This is a genomic window from Belnapia rosea, from assembly GCF_900101615.1.
GTDB lineage: Bacteria > Pseudomonadota > Alphaproteobacteria > Acetobacterales > Acetobacteraceae > Belnapia > Belnapia rosea.
The window spans coordinates 76,217-97,413 of record NZ_FMZX01000015.1 but is presented as its reverse complement, the minus strand read 5'-3'; the positions used below and the strand labels follow the sequence as shown (position 1 = coordinate 97,413).

Below are 21,197 nucleotides of genomic sequence, written 5' to 3'. Positions count from 1 at the left end.
CATCTACATGATGCGGACATACTCCGGCCGTCCGAGTTCGAGCATGCGGTTGAGTGCGCAGACGGCGACGGCCACTTCTGTCGCGCGGCGCCTGTCGGTACGCGAGTGCAGTCCACCACCGATCACCCGCTTGAAGCGTGCGATATCCGCCTCGACCAGGGCACGCCAGTTATAGCCCGAGGCCTTCTGCCAGCCCATGCGCCCACGCTCCGCGATGGTCCGAAGGTGTTGGTCCCGCTGGGTCAGCGCCGTCTCGGCCGTGGCGCTCGGCACCGCGCTGGAGCGGGGTGGAACGATCACGGTAGCTGCGGGATGCCGCGCCGCCACCTCACAGTAGACGGCGTCTTGGTCGTAGGCGCCATCGGCGGTGAACGAGGCGATTGGGTCCACGACCTGGTCGAGCAAAGGCCCAACCTGCGAGGCGTCATCGACGTCGCTCGTCATCAGGGTGGACGCGACGATCCGCCCCGTGTCGGGATCCACGCCGATGTGCAGCTTGCGCCACGACCGGCGTGTCCTGCTCCCGTGCTTCTCGACTAGCCACTCGCCCGGGCCACATAGCTGCAGCCCCGTGCTGTCGACGATCAGGTGTATGGGACGGGTGCCGGACTGGCGCTGCGGCACCTCCAACGTTTCAGCCCGGCGGCACATGGTTGAGTGGTCCGGTACGGCCAGGTCGAGACCGAGCAGGGCGATGATCGAGCCAATCAGGCCTTCAGTTTGGCGCAAGGCCAAGCGGAACAGGGCCCGAAGCGTCAGGGCCGTGGAGATGGCCAGCGCCGAGTAGCGTCGTTGCCCGCCCCGCGTGGTCCGGGGCTCGGCCTTCCACGCCGCGATCGCCGCATCCGTGAACCACACGGTCAAACTGCCACGCCCACGCAGGGCCGCATCGTACTCCGCCCAGTTCGTCGCCCGGAACTGCTGCTTCGGAATACGGTGACGACGGTCGGCATTGGCCTTGAACGGCAAGCTGCGCTCTCCTGCAGGATGACGGGTCGTCACCCCCTCAGGAACCTACCCCAGCCACACCGCTAGACCGACCCGTGTAACACAGTGCCAATGCGCGGCTCGGCCTTCCAGGCCTCAACCGCCTCCGGCGTGAGCCACACGGTGAGACTGCCGCGGGCGCAAAGGCCGGTGTCGTACTCGGCCCAGTTGGTCACCCGGTGCCGCTGCTTCGGGATGTGATGGCGCCGAGCGGCATTCAGTTTGAACGGCATGAGGGCTGGCCCGGCATGGTGAAGGGGACTCGCCCCGGCCTCACCCTACCCAGAGCCAACCAGGCCGGCGACCGGTGCAACAAGGTCTCCCTATGCGGCTTTTGAAGCGCGGCTCTGAGTAACTGCGGCCTCGCTACCAATCTTGGCACCCTCGCTGGAAGGGTCTAGCTCTGCCAGCTCTGCTTGAATATTTGTCAACTCTTCTGTGAGCGTTTGTGCTCTCGCCCGCAACCATGCAATGCGCTCAGCCCGCCGCTCCAAATCGGATTTGGGCTGTGTTGTGTCGGCCTTGAGTGCATTGAAAAAATCGGCTAGTTCTCTCCGAGTAACATTCGGCCGCACCACGTTGGCGTCATGTGCCCGTCGGAGGGCACCGTCGTCCAACAACGCAAGCTTGTAGGCGTTTGTGTAGCTGCGGGGAAGGTCGTCCTCAGCAATGCGCCGTTGTTCGACAGCCTGGGCTACCATCCGGAGTTGGTAAGCGACACTGCGTCCAAAGGGCAGTTGGCTGGCTATCATCGACTCAAACTCGCCGTGCGGGAGCCTCTGCTTAGCTTGTACCAGATAACGTCCGATGGTTAGGAACTTGGCCTGGGCTTCCTCCCAAAGCTTCCCAATCTCAGATACGAAGTCTTCCGCGTCCTGGCATTCCTTTACGTAATTGCTTAGAAGGCGCTGACGTTGGGCTTCTTGATGCTCGGGCAAGAGGCCGCCGGGTTCTTTCCGACGACGTGCGCTCTCGGGCAGGCGAAATCCGGTCACCGCGCAACTCCCTCAAAAGCCAATTGCTGTTTCACAAAGTCCCACACGCTGCCGAGGTCTTCCGCAGCTCGGCTTTTCCGCAACTCGCATACACCTACACCGTGGTCATGCGTGCTTTCGATATCATCCAACTGCCGAACATCCACGGGGCATAGTAAGCCCGCCCTGTTGAGCCGAGCTTTGGCCTTGGAGTAGCGCGTGTGGGTCCGTTGGGCCTTGTTCAATAGGAAGGCGCTTGGAACTCGCTCGCGGCGCAGGAAGCCCATCCATTCAACAACGCTGTCGATGTCCGTGGTGCCCTGCGTAGTAGGCACCAGCACGAAGTTGGCCTTTTCCACTAGGAGGCGAGTGGAATCTGGATGATCGTCGAGTCCGGGCGGAGTATCCACAATGACCAGATCGACGTCCTCCAAAGCATCAATCTCTGCAACTGCCTTCTTTGCATCCCCCATTGCTCCTTCCCAAAGGATAAGTGGCGGGGCAGCGGGCGGTCGGCGCTCATACCAACGTGTTAGGCTTGCCTGCCGGTCTAGGTCCACAATGACCACCCTCAAACCCTCATGGACTGCGTATACTGCTAAGTTTAAAGAAGTTGAGGTTTTACCTGACCCACCTTTGCCACTTGCGACGAGCAGCCATTTTGTGGCCTTGCTTGATCCGGGCTGCTGACTTTCGCTCACCGCCACCTTTGCTGACCTTGAACGGGTCAGCACTCCTGCCTTTGCCATCCGCACCCCCTAAGATCTGGACATTAGCAGCTTGTATCTCAGACGCCGATCTAGCCCGCGAGAATGTACCGAACAAGCCGGACCGAATGTGTGGCGCGCTACACTTTCAAAAGTAAGCCACCCTCAGCTCGAGTTTGGCCATTCTGGGGTGAGGTGGCGGAGCGGGTAAGCGGATAGGCAGGTGGCTTCTTGGCCAGAAGACTGCCCCATGCTTACCCTGCCCGCCCGCTTCGCCGGGGGTGATCCTATGCTTCGCACTGCTGCTTTTGCAACGGAGCTGGCGGCACGCCGAAGTGTTGCTGGTCGGGAAAACTCTAGCGCCGGGTCGGCACACGGTGAGCAGCATTCCCTGGATTGCAGGGCTTCCGGGAGCGGCGGTTGGTCAACGGTTAGCGCAGCTTCCGGGCCCTTGGTCGGCCTGCTTGACGCTCAGCCGGCTTTCGCGGTGGCCCAGTGCCAGGGCATGAGCTCGTCGATGCGGCTCTGCGGCCAGCCGTTGACGAGGCGGGTCAGCAGGTCGGTGAAGTAGACCTGCGGGTTGATGCCGTTCAGCTTACAGGTCTCGACGAGGGAGGCGAAGTCGGCCCAGCGGCGCCCGCCATCATCTCCGGAGGCGAACAAGGCGTTCTTGCGGCTCAACACCACGGGCCTGATGGCGCGCTCGACGGTGTTGGAGTCGATCTCCGCCCGGCCCTCCTCGAGGAACTGCTCGAGGCCGTCGCGGTGGTTCAGCGCGTAGCGGATCGCCTCTGCGGTTGGGCTGCGGCCGGGTAGTCGCACCAGTTGCTGCTCGAGCCAGGCGAACAGGCCGGCGACCAGCGGCCGACTTCTGGCCTGCCGGGTCGCACGCCGGATGTCGGGCGGCTTGCCGCGGATGGTGTCCTCGACGGCGTAGAGCGCGGCGATGCGCTGCAGCGCTTTCTCGGCGATCGGCGCTGTGTTGCTTTTGGCGAGGTCAAAGAACTCCCGGCGCACATGGGTCCAACAGTAAACGAGGGTTACCCCCGTGCCGCCGTCCTTCGCGGCCAGACCCTTGTAGGCGGCATAGCCATCGCATTGCAGCAGACCGGTGTAGCCGGCCAGCAAGTCGCGGGCATGCTCGGCGCCGCGGCCTGGGGCGTAGTGGAACACCACGGCCGGCGGGTCCGCCCCACCCCAAGGCCGATCATCCCGCGCGATCGCCCAGGCGTAGCCCTTCTTGGTCTTGCCTCGACCGGGCTCCAGCACCGGCATGCCGGTCTCATCGGCAAACAGCCGCCCGGAGGCAAGCAGGATCTCGCGCATGCGCGCTACCACCGGTCGAACCGCAAAGGCGGCGGCACCAAGCCAGCCCGCCAGCACCTCGCGGCCGATCTCGATGCCCTGCCGCGCCAGGCTCTGGGCCTGGCGGTACAGCGGCATGTGGTCGGCGTAGCGTGCCACCAACACCTGGGCGACCGTCGCCTCGGTCGGCATGCCACCCTCGATCAGGCGGGCCGGGGCGGGCGCCTGGACCACCACGCCCTGACAGGCGCGGCAGGCGAACTTGGGCCGCCGGGTCACCAGGACACGGAACTGGGCTGGGTGCACGTCGAGCCGCTCGGCCGTGTCCGCTCCGATCTCCACCATCCTGCCCCGGCAGCACGGGCAGGCGGTGCTCTCGGGCAGGAGCACCTGCTCGATCCGGGGCAGATGCGCCGGCAGCCGGCCGCGTCCGGCACGGCGGCGGGCCGTGTTCTTCTGGCGCAGATCGGGCAAACGCTTCTCCGCCTCGGCCTCGTTGCTGGCGAGCGAGGCCTCGACCTCCTCAAAGGCGAACTGCAGTTGCTCCTCGGGCAGCCGCTCGGAGCGTGGCCCGAACTGCATGCGCTGCAGCTTGCGTAGCAGGTGGTGCAGGCGCTCGTTCCGCTCCGCCAGCGCGTCCCGTTCGGCCACGATGCTGTCGCGCTCGGCCGCCAGGTTGTCGCGCTCCGCCAGGGCGGCCAGCAACATCGCCCGTAGTACGGCGGGGTCGTCGGGCAAGTCCGGCGTTGTCTCGCCACCTTCGCGCATCGTCGCTGAGTCTAGGCCGGAGCCGTCGGCGTGGGAATCCTTCTCGCTTCCGCCACCCGTGAAAAGTCGAGACCCGCGAACAGCGCAGCGAACTGCACGGCCGAGAGCCGCACCGCGCCGTCGGTGATGGGTGGCCAGCGAAAGCGGCCCCCTTCCAGCTGCTTCCAGACCAGCACCAGGCCGCTCGTGTCCCAATGGACGATCTTGACCCTGTCGCCACGCTTGGCCCGGAATACCAGCACCACGCCCGAAAATGGATCCTCGCCCAGCATCTCGGCCGCCAGTGCCGCCAGCGAGTGGGCGCCTTTGCGGAAATCAACAGGCCGGGTCGCCAGCAGCACGTGAATGCCGGCCGGGATCGTGATCATGACCCCGACGCACGCACCGCACGCAGCACAGTCGTCAGCAGCGCCGGATCCACCCCAGGCGAGACCCGTACCACCGCACCAGCCAGCGTCACCTCGAGCCCGGCCCCAGCCGCGGCTACCTCAGCCGCTGGCGGGTCACATACCACCGGCACGAACGGCAACCTCGTTATCGCGCCGACCTCACGCGCCTCGCGCCGCCAGGTGAACAGCTGCTGCGGCGCCATCTGCCAGCGCCGCGCCACCGCCAAGACCACCGCTCCAGGCGCGTAGCTCTCCGCCACCACCCGCGACTTGGTCGCCTCGTCCCAAACTCGCCGATGGCCTGGACCCGTCAGCATCTCGACCCGCTGATACCGCCCCTCATGTCACGCATCATGTTGGCCCTAATGTCAGCCCGAAGCTCCTCGAGCACCGGGCATCCCACCAGGTCACCAACCCACAAGAAAGAAGGGCCTCGCTCCGTCGCTTACGGTCAACGACCAACGCGTACTGAACCGTTCTGCATGGATTGAGAGAGCGGCAGCTGGTGCTGTTCACCGATCAGCGGCGTCTCCGCCCTCGAGTTCCTGGCCGCCCTGCTCCGCTAGGAAGTCACCTGCGTCACCTGCCTGCATATCGATGCTGCTCTCTATCATCCTGCCCCGCCACGCCACCCCGGCACCATCGGACGCCCTCGGACCAAAGGGCGACGTCTGCCGACCCTGGCCGAGGCGCTGATCATCGAGACCACACGGTGCAGCGTCTGATCGTGCCCGGCTGGTATGGCGAGGGCGACCGTGTCGTGGAGATCCGCTTCGATACCGCCGTCTGGCACCACCCCGGCATGCCGGTCAAGCCGAGCCACTGGTGCTGCTGCGCGACCCCTGCCGCCGCTTCGAAACCCGGGCCCTGCTCTGCACCGACCTCGCACAGGAACCGCTGCAGATCCTCCGCTGCTTCGTCCAGCGCTGGCAGCTGGAAGTCACCTTCCGAGAGGTCCGTGACCACCTCGGCGTCGAGACCCAGCGGCAGTGGTGGGACAAAGCCACTGCGCGCAACACACCCTGCCTGCTCGGCCTATTCTCGGTCGTCGCCTTGCTGGCATCGCGCCTCAATAGCGGAGATCAGCTCAGGCTCTCGGCCAGTGCTTGGTACCACAAGCTGCGGCCAATTTTGCCGACAGCCTTCCCGCCGTACGGTGGGAGATTTGGAGTGAGCAGGGTTTCGCACTGTTCCGCCATGCTGTCTAAATGGCCAAACTTGAGCTTAGGAGCTGGTTCTGTAAGAAATTTAAGCGGGGTACATCGTCTCAATGTACAGCGCCCACTATAGTCAGCCGAGGTGAGAGCGCCGTCCCGCAGTTGCGGCTTGTGGCACTTGTCAAGCCCGGCACGCATGTGCTGTTCGGTGCGCGGCTGGGCCTGTAGCGGCTGGATGAATGCTGGCTCTCCCGCACTCCCCGTGCTGCCGTTGCTGGATCATGCGGCGTGTAGGACGCGTGCGCGGAGGAGCTCGAAGCTTGCACGGCCGTACATTGTCCGCTTGATCATCTTGATCCGGCAAATCTGGCCTTCGGCCGGACTGGTGGTCCACGGCGGATCGAGCGCCTCATCGCTGTGCCGCCACAGCACCTGGACGAGGCGCCTGGCGACTGCAATCGGAGGGCGGCCGCCAGGGTCGGCCATCCGCCATAACTGGCGCCCTGCCGGGGCTGTGCCCAGCCCGGCGCCGCTGCGTCGCCCAGGCCCGTACGATGGCGGGCCGGCCGGGGAAGCCCAGGACGGCAAGTTCGCGCCACAGCTGGGCTGCGTTGCAGCAGCCGGCCGCCCAGCGCCGCTCCAGGTGCTCGCGGTAGGGATCGAGTAGGCTGCCGCGCGGTGGCCTGCGCCAAGTTGGCATGGCGCTCGCCTGGAGCCATTGCCGGAGTGTCTTGCGATCGGCGCCGACCTGCCGGGAGATGGCGCTGATCGAAGCGCCGGCCGCATGCAGCCGCACCGCCTCGGCCCTACGGGCCTCCGGGTTCGGCGGAGCTACGACCGGGGTGCTCTGGACATCCTCGGCTGCCAACTGCGCCATGACCTCGCGGCCGATGCGGTGGACGGCGGCATGGTGACGGTCGGTGACGGCATGGATGGTGTCACCCAGATTCCGCAGCAGGTGCCAGCGGTCGGTGACCTGGACGGCATCGAGCGCACCTTGGCGCGCGCCGTCGGCGTAGACGCCGGCCCGGTCTTGGGCGACGATCTCGACGCCGGGGTTGGCCCGCAGCCACGCGGACAGGCTCTCGGCCCGCCGGTCCGACAGCAGGTCGACAACCCGGTTGCGCTCGAGATCGACCAGGACTGTCCCGTAGCGATGACCGCAACGCCAGGCCCACTCGTTCACCGCCAGCACCCGTACCGCTTGGCCTGGGTTCCAGCGTGGCGCCCGCACACCGCACCATCCGCAGCAGCGTGTCGGCGCTGGCGGGCATGGCCAGCCGCGCCGCGAGGCGGGTGCCAGCCTCGCCGCCAGCGGCGAGGCCGAGATGGCGCTGCAGGTCGCCCAGCCGCTCGGTCCGGCGCGCCGCGGGCGGCGCGATGTCGGTGAGCCGCTCGGCGAAGGTCACCCGTGGACAGGCCGTGCCCGCGCGTACCGAAGGATCCCGAGCGTTGGCCATTAAACTGCAATAAAGACCAAAAATGAACAGCGTTGCGGCTTGGCTTGCATAAGTCCAGCGTTTGTTACTCATTAAACAGAATTGCTGCCTGATCGGCTGGCGTGAATCGAGTTCGAACTGCGTCGACTCGGCATTACCGCTGGATTTGAAACAGCATGGCAGCTTCCGTCGGGAAACCACTGAAATTTGTGCCGTAGACTCCGGCCGCGGATCAGTTCCTGCGAGGCTGGACTCTTGTGGCAGGACTGCCGTTGGCGGTGATCAGCTTCGGTGCGACCGGTGGGCGTGAGGGCTTTAAGACGAGCCCCTTGTTGTCGAGTTCAACCTCGGCTTCCCGGTAAACCGCGATTGCGATCTTCAGCGAATCAACAAATCGCATCTTGAAATGCGCTAATTTTTTGTAGGAACTGCCGAACTGAGCATATAGTGCCGGCCAGCTAACGGTGCGCGCCTGGGGCAGAACATGGAGCCGGTATGCTAGCCAGCAATAGATGTCGAGCGCTTGGCTGTTATTGCTAATGGCGCGGATTGCCCCTTCCTCAAGCGGGACCGGATGCTTCTTCAACTGCTCGAAAAAGGTTTCCGAAAGCCGCGCGGTTTCGACAAATAGGCTGCCCTGGGCACTGTCATCGTCCACGAACATAGCTGCGTCGACAATATTCTGGTTCATGAGGCCCGCGCGGCCGCCTTGCTGAACATGGAAGGTGAGTCGGCAGCGAGATAAGCGGTCCGCCTGCTCGCGGACATCCTTGAAGCTTTTACCACCAATCGGAATACCCAAGCGCCCTAGCCAAGCGTGCAAGGAGCGACCGAGTTCAATATCCCGGGAGTTGGTGCGCAGTGCTTCCGACTGGAGATAGAGCAGGATTAGCCGAGCCCTGGATCCAAATGGTACGCCGCAGAATGCTGTATCGTCGCCGGCAAGATTCCGTCGGCCTGGTTCGACAACGAGTGTGACGCGCTCCGTTTGAACCTTCCAGACTGCGTCGTCAGCTAATCGCTTGTGGGGAAGCGCGGCTTGGCACCATCCACTATAAAGAAAGCCAATGCCGGCTTCCTCGTCGCTCATATAGGCGATAGCGGCTTCAACAGCGCGGCGGTCGGCGTCTGTCTCGGCCGCTTTCAGGGCCCCTTGTCGACCCAGCTCCTCAATGAGCTTGTGCACCGCGGCCACAGCGCTACTCCCAAGCCATGCAACTCTCCACTGACCGGCACGCTGCCGGAAAAGCTTAGGGCCCGTCCACTTGGACTCCTGTGATCGCAGAATACTAGGGAAGATATTTGTTAGTTCTATTAGTATGTTCACAACAATCCAGGGGAAAAGCCGCTAACCCGTTGATTCGTGGTGACGGCCTTCACAAGAGTCCAGGAGTTCCGTCACAAGAGTTCAGCCAGGTCGCTGTTAGCAACTCTGGGATCCAGCAATGCACCTCAGTCTCGCATTCGCCACGACTCGGGTTTAACCTGAATCGCAAGAGTCCAGCATGGCGCCTAGCGGTGCGCGGATGGGTTAGTAAGCCGGGTTCGCCTCGGGCTGTCATCCTCGGTGGCGTTGATCTGCATTCCCGAAGACGGTTGGTCGTGCCACTTCCAGGTTAGGATGCTGCATGGTACGCCCGTGCAGGGTGACTGGCAGACTGGGAGTCACAAGAGTCCAAGGACCGCTGCCCTCGACAGACCGTCACAAGAGTCCAGTCGCGGCGCGTTGAGCATCACTGCGACATCATGTTGCATGGGTCGGCGTTCTGAGCGCACCGGTCCCTACTTGCGCTCGAGATCATGCGATCCGGACGTACTCCGGCCGGCCAAGCTCAAGCATGTGGTTCAGTACCCTGGCAGCGATGGCCACCTCGGTCGTCTGGCGCCCATCCGTCTGTGAGCGCAGCTCGTCGCCAATGACGCGCTTCCATCTCGAGATGTCGGCCTCCACCAGGGCGCGCCAGTTGTATCCCGACGCCTGCTGCCAGCCCATGCGGCCATGCTCGGCAATACAGTGTAGATGCGCATCCCGCTGCGTCGGGACGGTCTCGACTATGCCGCTCGGCACCGCGTTCGCGCGCGGCGGGACGATGACGGCAGCATCAGGATGTCGTGCCGTGACTTCGGCATAAACATCGCCCCGGTCGTAGGCGCCGTCGCCGGTAAGGGATGCCACGGAACCATCGAACCCGTCGAGCAAAGAGCCGACCTGGGAGCCGTCATCGACATCCCTGTTGGTCAACACCGAGGCGACGATCTGGCCCGTGTCGGCGTCCGTGGCGAGGTGGAGCATCGTCCAGGCCCGGCGCCGCTTTCTACCATGCTTCTCCTCCAACCATCCGCCTGGGCCGCACAGCCGCAGACCGGTGCTGTCCACCAGTAGGTGCACCGGCTCGCGCCCGCAGCGTGGCCGCGGCACCTCCAGCGTCTCGGCCCGACGGCTCAGGGTGGAGTGGTCCGGCACCGCAAGGTCGAGGCCCAGCAGCTGCAGAATGGAGCCGATCAGGCCCTCGGTTTGGCGCAGCGCCAGGCGGAACACGGCACGCAGAGTCAGGGCCGTTGTGATCGCCAGGTCCGAGTATTTCGCTTGGCCACCCCGGCCAGTGCGCGCCTCGGCGCGCCACCCTGCAATTGCCTGGGCCGTGAACCATATAGTCAGGCTGCCACGGGCGCGCAAGCCGGCGTCGTACTCAGCTGAGTTGGTGACCTTCTGGCGCTGCTTGGGGATGTGGTGTCGGCGATCGGCATTGACCTTGAACGGCATGGCGGGCGTCCCTCACGGCTCGAGGGCTTTCCCCTCCGCCAGCTTATTTCAAGTCACCCGACCGAGCGATTTATGCAACAAGATGCCATGGAACCGACAAAGTCGGGCGGGGCGGGGGAGCCGATACCTGGACGGATCTAGTCATGCGCCTCTGGTGACATCCGCAAGGTAGTCCGCTGGCCGCAGGATCCGCACGCCACGCCAAGGGTGCAGCACGAGCAGGTCGGCATCGCCGCTGATGATGGCCCAGGCGCTGGAAGCGAGGGCAAGCTCAAGGTACTTGTTGTCCTTCGCATCACGGCAGTCCGCCACGCGTTCGGACGGGCTAAACCACACCGCACCGCCGCGCAGGACGTCGAGGATGCGCGTCCGCCGCGCCGCTGAGACGGCCGTTGCGAAGCGCGGCCGCTCGAGTACGCTGGCGATTTCCGCGTCGACCTCAGGCGAGAGTACGAAGACGTCAGTCTCCTCCGCGCGAAGCAGCGCCTGCTCGGGCACGCTGTCCTCGCGTAGTGCGGCACTCACTACGGCCGAGGCGTCGAAGACGATCACGCCGAGGGGCTGTCGCGCCACTCCGCATTGTAGGCTGTGAGCTCGGCATCGATGTCGGCGTCCGTCAGGCCGGCAGCGCGCGCCTCGGCCTTGGCCGCGGCAATCGCCTGCGCCAGCTCACTCGGGCCGGGGTGTGGGTTGAGCACCCGGCTGACCAAGCGGCCCATGGCGGCGCGCGTGCGCGGGTCGCCGAGGGCGGCGGCGGCGCCGGGCTCAACCTCAATGGTCACGGGGACGGTGTCGGGCATGGGAGCACCTCCAGGAGGGAGCCTATCCGGGCGCGCGGTGCCGAGGCAAGCAAGTCACGGATGACAAAGGGTATTATCATATACATTGGCTTGATATCAGACATGCGTGGGAGGGCGCCGCGTCCCGCCAGTGACCGGCATCCGACACGTCGGCCAGAGGCACCAGCCATGCACCTCTTCGTGCAATTTCGAGTAAGGCCCGTGCCCGATAAAGCCACTAGCAACATTGATCGGCCCGCTCATGCCGACCTCCCGTCGATTAGACATCACGGATCCAGCTTCCGAAGGTGCTCAGATTTCGCGGCCGCGAGGACGGTTCGACAGCCTTCATGAGGTGACCATAGCACGGACGGAAGCGACAATTGCGGGTCAGCTGCTGCCGCGGGTTTCCATAAGCAAAGGCCTGACATGTTCGGCAATCAGTTCCAAGTCTATCGAAGTTGGGTCTGCGTCGATGAAAAGGTGTCCTCGATCGAGCTGATCGACACAGACGCTGCGAGCAAGGTCGTTGCCAAAGCCCCGACCAAGTTCTGGCGGGCCGGCTGGTGAGAGGTTGAACGCCGGTTCGCGGTGCTGGGTCTACGGCTTGAGGCCGGAACCAAGATCCTGGTCCATGTTCAGGCCGATATGCAGCCAGCCTTCGGCTTTGAACTCGACGGCCATGACATCGACCCGAGCTACACCCTGGGCGACCTCGCCGCTCGCCTGGCGGGCTTCCGCGAGAGGCATAAGCAGGGAGGGCCTATTCGGCCGCCAAGAGTGCCTTCCCGCACGGCGAGACTTCCAGCGTGTGGCTGTCATCACGCCCGCGCTCTCCGCTGACGGCACCGACTTCGAGCGGCCGCCCCGACAGATGCATGAGCTTGGGCTGGTGGAGATCATCACCCATCTGGCGCGCTCGCGGGTTGGCCGACCACTGCGTGGCCCGCATCGCCGCCCTTTAGGCCGTACTCGAGCAGGCTGGCAGGCAGGCCGAAAGCTGATCAGTGCGGACGAAACCAGCACCGTCCGACGAGAATGCGGTGCTAGTGAAGCAGCAACTCATGAGTTTACAAGGTTGGGCTGGCCGGAGCGCGGTAGTCGTTGGAAGTAAGTCGTCAATTACGCAATCTACGAGATGTTCGGGAGACATGCCGTGTTTCGAATGCAGTGCCAACAAAGAACCCGAACACAACCATGATCACAAACGGCGCACTACCGAAAAGCAGCATCCGGATTGTGCTGTGCAGGAAAAAGTAGTCCTGCGTAAGCAGATACAATGCGAATGAGATTAAAGCCATGCACATGAATGTCGCCGCCGCAGTGGCTACAATGAGGTAGACGACACTTGATACGATCGCAAAAAACAATCCGAAAAACGTCAAAATCCCGCCCAGTATCACGATTAGCAATCTCATGGATGCACCTCCTCGAGGCGGCAAATCGAGGTGTCAGCGAAGAATTGTTTTGAAGAATCGTGCTGTTTGTTTATATCTGAAATATATATTGATTCAATATTCGCGAATGGAAGGTCCGTGGTCAGTATTTCACGTTGCCAGTGCAGAAAATGACATTGGGATATTACTGGGTGGAAACGGAACCTCAATCGGCACGGGTTCATTTGGTGGTGCCAAAGGACGCATGTCGAATGGATCGTGCGTATGCCACTCATGAAGTCGCCCCTCTCGGATGCACTGAGACAATGTTGCTGTAGTGGTCGGGTATTAGCCCGATTCTCGCTTCGAGTTCAGCGCAGGCAGCCATGAGGCGGCGTTGATCGAAGGCCGGGGCTATCGTCCTGAGCGTTGCCGCATGCACTCTGCTGACTGCGATGTGCAGACACAGACGCTGACCATCGTCGTGGAGTGCTGACATACGCTGGTGGTCAGCAAGGCCAATTGCTGACAGTAGCACATCCTCGATTTCGTGGAGCTGTAGCGCATCCGGCCGTTCATTTTGCCGAAACGAAACTACTAAATAGTAGCTTTTATTGGCGCGCCCCGGCCGGGCTAGTGCTTGCGTCGCTTCAATCTCCTTAACCGCCCATGTAGGGTCACTGGAGTGACAGTTTGTAATCAGAACTCGATGGATTTCTGTTTGTGGAGAGGCGTTGGTCAGGATACGCAAACCGAGTTCTGAGAACTGGCCAAGAGAAGCAACGCCGCGGTGGGAGATACGCTTTGCGATCACCGAGCGTCTCCCACAATTTCAGCAAGTCGTTGCTGCGCTTCAGGAATTCGGGCAAGGAGCCCATACAATCCGTCTGCTGTAGTCTCGGGGTGCTCCGCAAGCATCTGCTTTAGAGTCAGTTCCACCCGACAAAGGAGTTCATGCAAATGGATAATGGAAAGGAGCGCGCGTCGGTCGAATTGTCTTTGCGGTGCGCATTCGAGCGCAGTGGATCGGAGATAGTCGGAACACGAACGGTTTGCGAGTTCTGCCCGGCGCTCGATCTCTGCACGTTCGGTGTCTGAAACATAGACAGCCATTGGCCGATGTCGATCCCGACGATCAGAGCCGTGGGTCGGGGTACCCTTGTTGTAGGAGGTAGGCTTTCTCACGATGAACTTCCCTGCTGCGCTACATAAATAGTAGCGCTTCTTTTTCAGAAGTCCAGAGGTGCTGCTAGTATTTTTCGGCTGATTCTAGATGTCTTGGAGGCTCGTACCGAATCGGCTAAGTGGGTTAGGTGCCACGCAACGCTGAATCGTCGAGCTCCAAAGCGGAACCTGAAAAGTCCGCGCCAGATCCTGTTGCAGGAGCATTGAATTTGTTGCAGGAGCGGTGGGTGCTACTGCTTATTAGGGCTCTGCTAAATGCATCCGACGGCGCAATGGGCTTTAACGAGCTTGGACGGCAGATAGGGGCTCATCCACCAATTTTGGCTAGTCGACTCGAACTCCTTGAGCGACACGGCATAGTCATCAAACAGGTTACTTCGCAGATGCCTCCGCGCTCACTTTACCGCCTCAGCTCGGCGGGGCTGGCACTGCAGCCCGTTTTTACGGCGATCGAGACATGGGCGACGATGACATATAAATTTCTACCGGTACCCGAATCCAAACCCCAGAATAAAACGCAACTATCTCAAAAGTCGTCCAAATCTGAACCGAACCGAAAAACGTAAGCTCCGGGTTGAAAAAACAGGATACAGAATTATCAGGATGATAAAAACAGGCTCGGGAACCTGGGAGACCGAGGCTGTGTCCATAACAGCACCCGCTTTCCTGTAATGGTCTAAGCCCGCCCCCGGTCGCGCGCCTGCCCTCGATCTAGCGTCGGCTGCACCCGAACTTTCATAAACGCCTGCCTGGCCTCTCTACCTGCGGCCAGACGGACCATGGCGGCCACCTCCAAACCACCCGCTGCCATCCGTTGAGCGTCGAGTTCAGGTTCCTCGAAATGGACCTCCGCGCCCGACCGCCCCGCCAGAACGGCGAGGCTGCGGCGAAACTGGTCCGAGCCCGTCACAGCCAATGCGGTTCCAAGCCCATATCGTTCGGCCATGATGCGCAGAGCCAGAGCCGAGGCGCCATCGCTGACCCTCTCGAAATCTACGTTGGCCCCATGATCCGCCAAGCGGCCACCATCGGACAATTCGTAGGACAATGCGCCATCCCGTCGCCGCCACGCCGTCTGACCGTCTATGCGTTTCGCTGGTTCGTCCTGATCTGGCGCGGCCAGCCCCGGCAACCGTTTGCGCCGAGATAGTGCGGCAACCGCCTCGGCCTCGCCACTGGCCGCCTTCGCTTCCAGCCATTCCAACCAGCTAGGAACCGGGTGCGCTTTGTTGATTGCCGCCGTGTCCTGCAATACCCGTTCGGCCCTGTCTTTCCGGTCCTTGTCCCGCTCCGCTTTCCGCCGGTTGGCCTCGGCGCGGCGAACCTCGGGCGAGCCTTGCCCTTCCCACGCTCGGCCAACCCGGTCCCGGTGAAACGCGATCGATTCCGACCGCCAGCGGCGATGTTCGAATTTCGCCAGCTGCAAGGCCGCAACCCGCGCCGCCCGCGCTTTGGCTAGGTCCGCAGTAAACCGCCCGTAAAGCCCGCCCTCGCTGCCAACACCCGACCGGGTGTGGCGAGCCGGCGGCGGCTTGGCAGGACGCGAGGCCGAGCGGTCCCATTCGCGCAGTCCCGCCAGTACCTCGGGCGACGCATCTTCCCATGGCCCGAAACGGTCCGAGAGTTTCGCCAGCGATAACCCGCGATCAATCGCGCTGACTTTCAATCGCCGTTGCGATTGATCTGCCCTCGCTATGGTGATCCCGCCACCTAGCTTTTTCACCCGCAACCCATGGGCCGCCGCCGCCTGGTGGAAATCCTGCCAACCTAAACCGGCCATGACCGAGCGGACCAAATCCGCCCCGGCTCGGTCTTTCACTTCCACCTCAAAAACAGCCTGAAAATCGCCGTGGTTAGTCCGGCTTAACCCATACTCGACTTCGAGTTCCGCGCATTTTTCCATTAGCCGTGTTTTATCGTAAAAAGGTTCTGCTTTTAGAAAGGTGGTTGGATGAATAAGGTGCACCACAACATGCACGTGCAAATGTTCGGTGTCCCGGTGAGCCGCTGAAATGCGTTGATGTTCGCCAAGGCCGATAGTTTCAATTAAGTCGGCCTCTATCTTTTTCAGGAATTCGCGTTCCGGCTTTTCGTTCGGCTCGAAACTAATAACCAAGTGATAGCCGGTTTCTATTGTGGCGCCGCTTCTAATCCGCGCATTCTGTTGGCGGGTTGCGTGCATTAGCTGGATAGCACGGCCAGGATCGCAAACCGCCCCGCAGTTCGATATGGAAACCCATTCGACTTTCGGGCCGCCCTCGCCACCGCGCGCCAAATCAGTTGCGTATTCCGCCTGCCGCTGCCAACTGGCCGGCGATCCTGTCTCGCGCAGAATGTAGCGACCTAGCGCCGTAAGGCCCCTGCCGCCTTTTTTATCAATGCGCTTTGCGATCATTGGTCCAGCCTTTCGGAAACTTTGGCGCAAAGCTGGCGCAACTGGTGCAATGTGTTATCAGACGGCGGAATGTTTAGGTTTTCCAGCTGGCGCGACAAAAGCTCGATGCGGCTTTCCAGATGGATAAGGGCCGCGAGGGTTTGTTGATCGGCAAGGATTTTTGGCTGGCGAAACTGCCCGGCTGTCCGCAGGAAGCCCGAAACCGATAGGCCGCACACCCTGGCGTTCTCGATTATCAATTCGCGCTCGGCCTCGGACACGTAAACCTCAATCGGCGAGTTGCGGTCCCGAACCTGGGAGGCGGGTAACGGGTTCCGCCCCCGCCGCTTTGTTGGCTTATCGACTTTGCGATCCCGCATATTGAATGCCTAACTAAATGGTTGATTTTCAGCGCCGGTAATGTCCGCGCTGTCGCTACCGTTGAGCCAAAGGCGAAATTAGGCCCGATTTGTGCCCCCGCTCAAATCACATCTTGCCTAGTCTTAGCTTTTCCCTATTCGTCCCTAAATAAACACGACCAAGGAACGCTATGCGACGGCATTACTTGCTACCGAATGTCGGGGAACAGCCGACGTGATGCTGCTAAGATTCGCTGAAAAGTGAGTAGAAGTCGCCGCAGGTACTTCCCATGTGGCGACTGTGATCCCCGGCTTCTTACGATGCGCCCCCGCGTCAGCTGGTGATTGCGGAGAGTGCCGCACCCATGGCTCATGCGACCGCCGCAGCGATTCCAGCCCGCACCCCACGCGGAACGGGGCCAGCTTTGATCCTGCCTCGGTTAGACCAAATCCTCGCCGACCTGGCTGCGCTATGGCCCCGGCGGGAAGTTTGGCGCCGGTATGTCGCCGACCTCGGCGTTTCCTATTCGCAGTTTTGCCGCATGATGGTGAAACTGGTTGGCCCCGCCGTGCTCGATCTGGTGGAAGCGGTAAAGGCTGCCAGAGCCGCCACCAGGCCAAATCCGCCGCCTGTGCCAGCTGCACAACCACCCGAGCCAACACCCGAAATCCGCCAGGCCGAGCCGGTAAACGCGGAAGCGGAGCGGGTAGAAAAGCCTTTGTTAATGGACAAATGGCGGGCAGAAAGGCTTGCACCCGAGGCGCGCGAGGAAGTTGCAAAACCCGCCGCTTCGGCTCCACCACTGGAAAGGGTTGCACAGCCGGCTGCACAGCCGCCAGCGGCGCAAAATCCAAACCGTCCGACAACTCAATCGGATCGGCCGAGCCGGTTTGTGCCCACTGTATTTCCCGATCCGTCGAGACTGTTTTGATTAGCGACACGTTGGCCCATGCGACGATCCTAACCAATCTCGCTACCGCAGTCGGTGAACGCCTGCGGGGCACGCAATGCCGTTCTTTCAGTAATGTTCGAATTGAAACGGGGTGCGGTCGCCGTTACCCCGATGGCGTCATAACGTGCGGGCAGATTATCAACCTAGATACCACCGCCGCTAATCCCGTGATTGTTTTTGAAATAACGAGCCGCATCACAGGCAGCGAGGACCGCATAACTAAGAGCCTGGAATATGCGGCCATCCCATCCATTCGGCGGTTTGTCCTAATAGACCAGGAAGTGATTGGAGCGGTTATGTTTGCTCGAAACGGCGGAGAGTGGCGCGGGCAGGTTATCGCAGATAACGACACGCTTTCTCTGCCGGAAATATCCCTGGCTTTTCCTCTGTCGGATTTATACGTCGGCCTAAACCTGTCCGAATCATGAGAGCTGTGCGCGGACGTGCTTGCGGCGACGCGGCGTAGTCTGATTCCATGGCGTCATCGACGGGGGGTGACGATGGCGCGTCGGCGGATCGGCCAGGAAGATCTGATCACGCGTCCGGAACCGCGGGCGTCATCGTCGTTGGCGGAACTGGCCGCGCTGGTAGACTGGGCTGAGATTGACCGCCATCTGATTGGCATCTCGGCCGCGATGAAGGGCGAGCTTGGCTGGCCGCCGCTGGCTCTGTTCCGCGCCATGTTGCTGGCGACTTGGCACGACCTCTCCGATGTACGGCTGGCCGAGGCGCTGGACGATCGCGCCAGCTTCCGTTGGTTCTGCGGTTTCGCTGCCCATGAGCCAACGCCTGAGCGGACGGCCTTTGTTCGGTTCCGCCGGGAGCTGGTCCGCCGTGGCCTGGACCGCGTGCTGTTTGAGGCCGTTACCCGCCAGCTCGAGGCCAAGGGCGTCATGGTGCGCACCGGCACCCTGGTGGACGCTACGCTGATTCCGTCGGCCAGTATCCGCAGTGATGGCGAAGCACGTTGGGCCGGGCATCGGCGCCGTAAGCCCGTGCATGGCTATAAGGCGCATGTGGCAACCGACGAGGGCGCTGGCTTGGTACGCGGCGTGGAGGTTACCACGGCGAACATTCACGACGCGGCCGAGCTTGCGGCGGTGCTGCCGAGCGAGCCGGGGAGGGTTTACGGCGACAGTGCTTTCGGCGGCTCACGTTCTGCCGAGGCGATCCGCGCAAAGGGTGGACAGCCTGCCGTGGTCGGAACCGGTACCTGGGGCGGAGCAGAAGCATTGCGGCAGCTGGAGGCCCACAATGCCAAGGTCCAGCGTGTCCGATGCAGGATCGAGAAGGTGTTCGGGACCTGGAAGCGCAGCTACGGCCTGCGCCGGATGCGCTGGCTCGGCTTAGCCATGGCGGGGCTGCAGGTCCGCCTCGCCGCCATGGCCTACAACCTGCGGCGCACCGTCACCCTGCTACACGCCGCGGCGCCATGATGGAGGACGAGTCTGCCCGCATCACGCCCAGGGTTCCGGTCGAGGCGAGTTCCGTGCGCATCTGGCGCTCAGGGTGCCCAAAGCTCGCAGCACCGAGCTATGCGCCCTTTCTGGCGCATCCGCGCACAGCTCTCATCATTCGCCGCTACCCTGTAACCCGCCAGGGGGCCACCCGGACTAAATCGCGAACGTCGCGGGGACAGCCAGGGTGCGAATCAGCGGCCACCACAGAGCCGGAACGGTGGGCGGGATTACCGCCCACGCTGAGGTGGTACGAAAACCGGTGATTTGGCGGGGGAAGCCTGAGGCCGAGCCGTGCTGAAACCGTGGCTCGCGCCTTTTGCTTTCGGCCTCGCTTTGGCTTTGACGCGGGGCAGATATTCGGCGGGGGCAAGGGCTTTTTTGGCAACTTCCACGCCGCCTGGTGCAGCTGGGGCGCTTGCTATCCAGCCAATCGCCAAGGCGAGCGCAGAGTGCATCCCGGCCAGGGCTGTCACTTGGCGAGGCTTGAGCGAGCCGCCATCGGCGATCGCCTTTTTCAGCGGATCGCCTGCGGTCTTAAGCGTCTCAAGTTGGCTGCGGTGAGTATTTAGAAGCGGTTGCGCTCCACGTTTTTCTATCTGAGCTTCGAAATATTGGATGCTGCTCGGGTTGTTGGCGAGTTCTGCCAATATCAGCGGGTTGGATTGCTCATATTCCGAGTATTTTGCCATGATGTTTTTATGGAAATCGGGCAGAACGTCGGCCAGCTGTTGCGCCGTTTTGGCAGCCGTCTCGGCTGCGGTACGCAGGTTCGCGAGGCCCGCTAGGACCGGCTTTTGTGCGGCCCTCTTTGCTCGAACCGCTTTCGAGTGATCCGCCACCCGCTTTCGGGCTGCGGCCGTGTCGCCTGGTGTGGCGTTCGCCTGGATGCCACGGCCACCCGCTGCGCTGGCCTCGCCGTGCGTCAACCAACCGCGAGCGGTTGCCCGAGTGAGCGGCGATGCGGCGTCGGGCTTGGCGACCGTGATGACGCCATCGTCCTTCATCTGCCAGGGCATTTGCCACTCGGGGCGAGGTGCCGAAGCCGGGGCCGGTTTATCTGCCACAGGGGCAGGGGTAGGGGCCACCACGGGTGGCCGTTCCACCACCTCGGGAGCCCGTTGCGCCACGGGTGGTTGTTCTGCTACCTCGGGAGCCGGGGCGACGATTGGACGACCTATCGAGAGGCCGCGCAGGACTGGTGCTGGTGTCGGGCGCTGAGCCGGTTTGGCGCGGTATTCGGCCATTTGTGCCTGCCGTAACTCGGATTGCCAAGCGGTGGCATCCTCCACACGGCCGAGGCCCGTGGCTGCGGCGAGTTGGCGGGAGGCGTGGCGTTTCCGATTGGCCGCCGTTGTGAGTGCCGCAGCCTGCGTGATGGCCGCCAATGGCTCGCCTGCCGCCAGTCGGCGAGCGATGGCAATTTGCGTGTTGGCGTCGCTAGCAGGGGTGGCTACGCCTTTTTTTTCCAGTGCCGCAGCCCGAGTGCCGAGGGGTTTCGCTGGCGTGGCGGCAATCCCTAGCGCCGCGTAGGAATCCGGCGAGTACCGCCGGTTAATCCCCTCGGCGGCCAACTGGCTATTAGCGGCGTCGCTCCATGCTCGCCGCAGGTGGCGCACCCATTGGATACTGCCAACGGTCATTGCTGGTGGCGGCGGGTTGGCCTGCCAGGCTTTCACCTCGGCCAGCTGGCGGCGATACGCCTCGGCCGCTTTGCCATCGCCAGCCGAGGCAATCCGCCTGGCAAGCCTTTTGGCGCGGCTTGGGGCCGCTTCCAGTCCCCAAGGATAGGTTGGGCGGTCTTTCGAGGTTCGGGTCGCTTTCGGGGCAGGCTTGAACCCGCGGACTTCCTCGAGTTGGCGTTCTAGTTTCGCGCGGCGCTTGCCTGTCTCGGGTGCCGCGGCGAGTGCAGCTTCCAGCCGCTTTAGCCTGGCGGCGGGTTTCTCGGTTCCCCATGGGAAGCCATTGGCGTCTGTGCCAGGGGTGCCGAATGACCACTCGCCTCGCGCGTCACGGGTGCCAGGCCGGTCATAATAGAGAACGTGTGCGTGGAAGTTCCTCGCGTCGTTCGTTGGGCCAGGGCTGTGAATGACGCCGTGATAGGGGAGGCCCCGCGTCTCAAACTCGCCGGCGACGAATGACTGCAGAACCGCCAGCCGAGCGGCGGGGGTGAGCTCGCAGGGCAGCGCCGCAATGATGCTGAGTTGCACCCGGCCGTTTGCGC

24 protein-coding genes are annotated in these 21,197 nt (G+C 62.7%); 5 read left to right on the top strand and 19 right to left on the bottom strand.

Annotation, left to right across the window (positions count from 1 at the left end):
* Positions 1–3 precede the first annotated feature (3 nt).
* The 12 genes from BLR02_RS20475 to BLR02_RS20420 form a co-directional block, all read right to left on the bottom strand.
* Positions 4–969, bottom strand: coding sequence for an IS5 family transposase (locus BLR02_RS20475; RefSeq protein WP_090664464.1), 966 nt, complete (start codon positions 967–969; stop codon positions 4–6).
* A 62-nt stretch (positions 970–1,031) separates the two neighbouring features.
* Positions 1,032–1,220: a hypothetical protein gene (locus BLR02_RS20470; protein WP_090664463.1), complete on the bottom strand. Its 189-nt coding sequence runs from the start codon at positions 1,218–1,220 to the stop codon at positions 1,032–1,034.
* Positions 1,221–1,310: 90 nt separating this feature from the next.
* Positions 1,311–1,982, bottom strand: a complete 672-nt coding sequence (locus tag BLR02_RS28790; RefSeq protein WP_143018215.1) for a DUF3102 domain-containing protein — start codon at positions 1,980–1,982, stop codon at positions 1,311–1,313.
* Positions 1,979–2,710: a ParA family protein gene (locus BLR02_RS20465; protein WP_143018214.1), complete on the bottom strand. Its 732-nt coding sequence runs from the start codon at positions 2,708–2,710 to the stop codon at positions 1,979–1,981. The genes BLR02_RS28790 and BLR02_RS20465 overlap by 4 nt, the downstream gene beginning before the upstream one ends.
* Before the next feature lie 429 nt (positions 2,711–3,139).
* The gene (gene tnpC / locus BLR02_RS20460) at positions 3,140–4,741 is read right to left on the bottom strand and encodes an IS66 family transposase (protein WP_090664461.1); all 1,602 of its coding nucleotides are present in this window, start codon (positions 4,739–4,741) and stop codon (positions 3,140–3,142) included.
* Positions 4,742–4,752: 11 nt separating this feature from the next.
* Positions 4,753–5,109 (bottom strand): IS66 family insertion sequence element accessory protein TnpB, encoded by a 357-nt coding sequence (tnpB, locus tag BLR02_RS20455; RefSeq protein WP_090664460.1) that lies wholly within the window; start codon positions 5,107–5,109, stop codon positions 4,753–4,755.
* Positions 5,106–5,447, bottom strand: coding sequence for an IS66-like element accessory protein TnpA (tnpA, locus tag BLR02_RS20450; protein ID WP_090664459.1), 342 nt, complete (start codon positions 5,445–5,447; stop codon positions 5,106–5,108). The genes tnpB and tnpA overlap by 4 nt, the downstream gene beginning before the upstream one ends.
* 1,249 nt (positions 5,448–6,696) lie before the next feature.
* Positions 6,697–7,521: a transposase gene (locus tag BLR02_RS20440; protein WP_143018213.1), complete on the bottom strand. Its 825-nt coding sequence runs from the start codon at positions 7,519–7,521 to the stop codon at positions 6,697–6,699.
* 437 nt (positions 7,522–7,958) lie between these two features.
* Positions 7,959–8,921, bottom strand: a complete 963-nt coding sequence (locus BLR02_RS20435; protein ID WP_090664458.1) for a replication protein RepA — start codon at positions 8,919–8,921, stop codon at positions 7,959–7,961.
* Between the two features lie 603 nt (positions 8,922–9,524).
* Complete coding sequence (locus BLR02_RS20430) at positions 9,525–10,490, bottom strand: IS5 family transposase (RefSeq protein WP_090664457.1); 966 nt, start codon at positions 10,488–10,490, stop codon at positions 9,525–9,527.
* A 141-nt stretch (positions 10,491–10,631) separates the two neighbouring features.
* Complete coding sequence (locus BLR02_RS20425) at positions 10,632–11,042, bottom strand: putative toxin-antitoxin system toxin component, PIN family (RefSeq protein ID WP_176849710.1); 411 nt, start codon at positions 11,040–11,042, stop codon at positions 10,632–10,634.
* Entirely contained in the window at positions 11,039–11,290 is a 252-nt protein-coding gene (locus BLR02_RS20420) for a hypothetical protein (RefSeq protein WP_090664455.1), read from the bottom strand. Before BLR02_RS20420 ends, BLR02_RS20425 begins: the two co-directional genes overlap by 4 nt.
* A gap of 408 nt (positions 11,291–11,698) precedes the next feature.
* On the opposite strand from BLR02_RS20420, the gene BLR02_RS29675 reads away from it, so the two are divergent.
* A complete protein-coding gene (locus BLR02_RS29675) occupies positions 11,699–11,839 on the top strand; it encodes a hypothetical protein (RefSeq protein ID WP_176849709.1) in 141 nt (46 codons plus the stop codon).
* Positions 11,840–11,869: 30 nt separating this feature from the next.
* Here the strand turns inward: BLR02_RS29675 and BLR02_RS29670 are convergent, their stop codons facing one another.
* The 4 genes from BLR02_RS29670 to BLR02_RS31110 all read right to left on the bottom strand — a co-directional run bounded on the left by BLR02_RS29670 (position 11,870) and on the right by BLR02_RS31110 (position 13,830).
* Positions 11,870–12,019, bottom strand: a complete 150-nt coding sequence (locus BLR02_RS29670) for a hypothetical protein (RefSeq protein WP_176849708.1) — start codon at positions 12,017–12,019, stop codon at positions 11,870–11,872.
* Between the two features lie 368 nt (positions 12,020–12,387).
* Positions 12,388–12,687: a hypothetical protein gene (locus BLR02_RS29665; RefSeq protein ID WP_090664454.1), complete on the bottom strand. Its 300-nt coding sequence runs from the start codon at positions 12,685–12,687 to the stop codon at positions 12,388–12,390.
* A 250-nt stretch (positions 12,688–12,937) separates the two neighbouring features.
* Positions 12,938–13,459 (bottom strand): relaxase/mobilization nuclease domain-containing protein, encoded by a 522-nt coding sequence (locus tag BLR02_RS20410; RefSeq protein WP_090664453.1) that lies wholly within the window; start codon positions 13,457–13,459, stop codon positions 12,938–12,940.
* The gene (locus BLR02_RS31110) at positions 13,456–13,830 is read right to left on the bottom strand and encodes a plasmid mobilization protein (protein WP_408735529.1); all 375 of its coding nucleotides are present in this window, start codon (positions 13,828–13,830) and stop codon (positions 13,456–13,458) included. Before BLR02_RS31110 ends, BLR02_RS20410 begins: the two co-directional genes overlap by 4 nt.
* 128 nt (positions 13,831–13,958) lie before the next feature.
* Here BLR02_RS31110 and BLR02_RS31105 point away from each other — a divergent pair, with 128 nt between their 5' ends.
* A complete protein-coding gene (locus tag BLR02_RS31105; RefSeq protein ID WP_090664452.1) occupies positions 13,959–14,396 on the top strand; it encodes a winged helix-turn-helix transcriptional regulator in 438 nt (145 codons plus the stop codon).
* A 110-nt stretch (positions 14,397–14,506) separates the two neighbouring features.
* Here the strand turns inward: BLR02_RS31105 and traI are convergent, their stop codons facing one another.
* The gene (traI, locus tag BLR02_RS20400) at positions 14,507–16,225 is read right to left on the bottom strand and encodes a TraI/MobA(P) family conjugative relaxase (protein WP_090664451.1); all 1,719 of its coding nucleotides are present in this window, start codon (positions 16,223–16,225) and stop codon (positions 14,507–14,509) included.
* Positions 16,222–16,584 (bottom strand): plasmid mobilization protein, encoded by a 363-nt coding sequence (locus tag BLR02_RS28780; RefSeq protein WP_408735528.1) that lies wholly within the window; start codon positions 16,582–16,584, stop codon positions 16,222–16,224. The genes traI and BLR02_RS28780 overlap by 4 nt, the downstream gene beginning before the upstream one ends.
* A gap of 521 nt (positions 16,585–17,105) precedes the next feature.
* On the opposite strand from BLR02_RS28780, the gene BLR02_RS29660 reads away from it, so the two are divergent.
* From BLR02_RS29660 to BLR02_RS20390, 3 genes are all read left to right on the top strand, one after another.
* The gene (locus tag BLR02_RS29660) at positions 17,106–17,495 is read left to right on the top strand and encodes a hypothetical protein (RefSeq protein WP_176849707.1); all 390 of its coding nucleotides are present in this window, start codon (positions 17,106–17,108) and stop codon (positions 17,493–17,495) included.
* An 11-nt stretch (positions 17,496–17,506) separates the two neighbouring features.
* Positions 17,507–17,944 (top strand): Uma2 family endonuclease, encoded by a 438-nt coding sequence (locus tag BLR02_RS29655; protein ID WP_176849706.1) that lies wholly within the window; start codon positions 17,507–17,509, stop codon positions 17,942–17,944.
* A gap of 72 nt (positions 17,945–18,016) precedes the next feature.
* A complete protein-coding gene (locus tag BLR02_RS20390) occupies positions 18,017–18,952 on the top strand; it encodes an IS5 family transposase (RefSeq protein ID WP_090664449.1) in 936 nt (311 codons plus the stop codon).
* 251 nt (positions 18,953–19,203) lie between these two features.
* On the opposite strand, the gene BLR02_RS20385 is transcribed toward BLR02_RS20390, so the two are convergent.
* A partial coding sequence (locus BLR02_RS20385; protein ID WP_176849705.1) for a MobA/MobL family protein occupies positions 19,204–21,197 on the bottom strand: 1,994 nt, incomplete at its 5' end.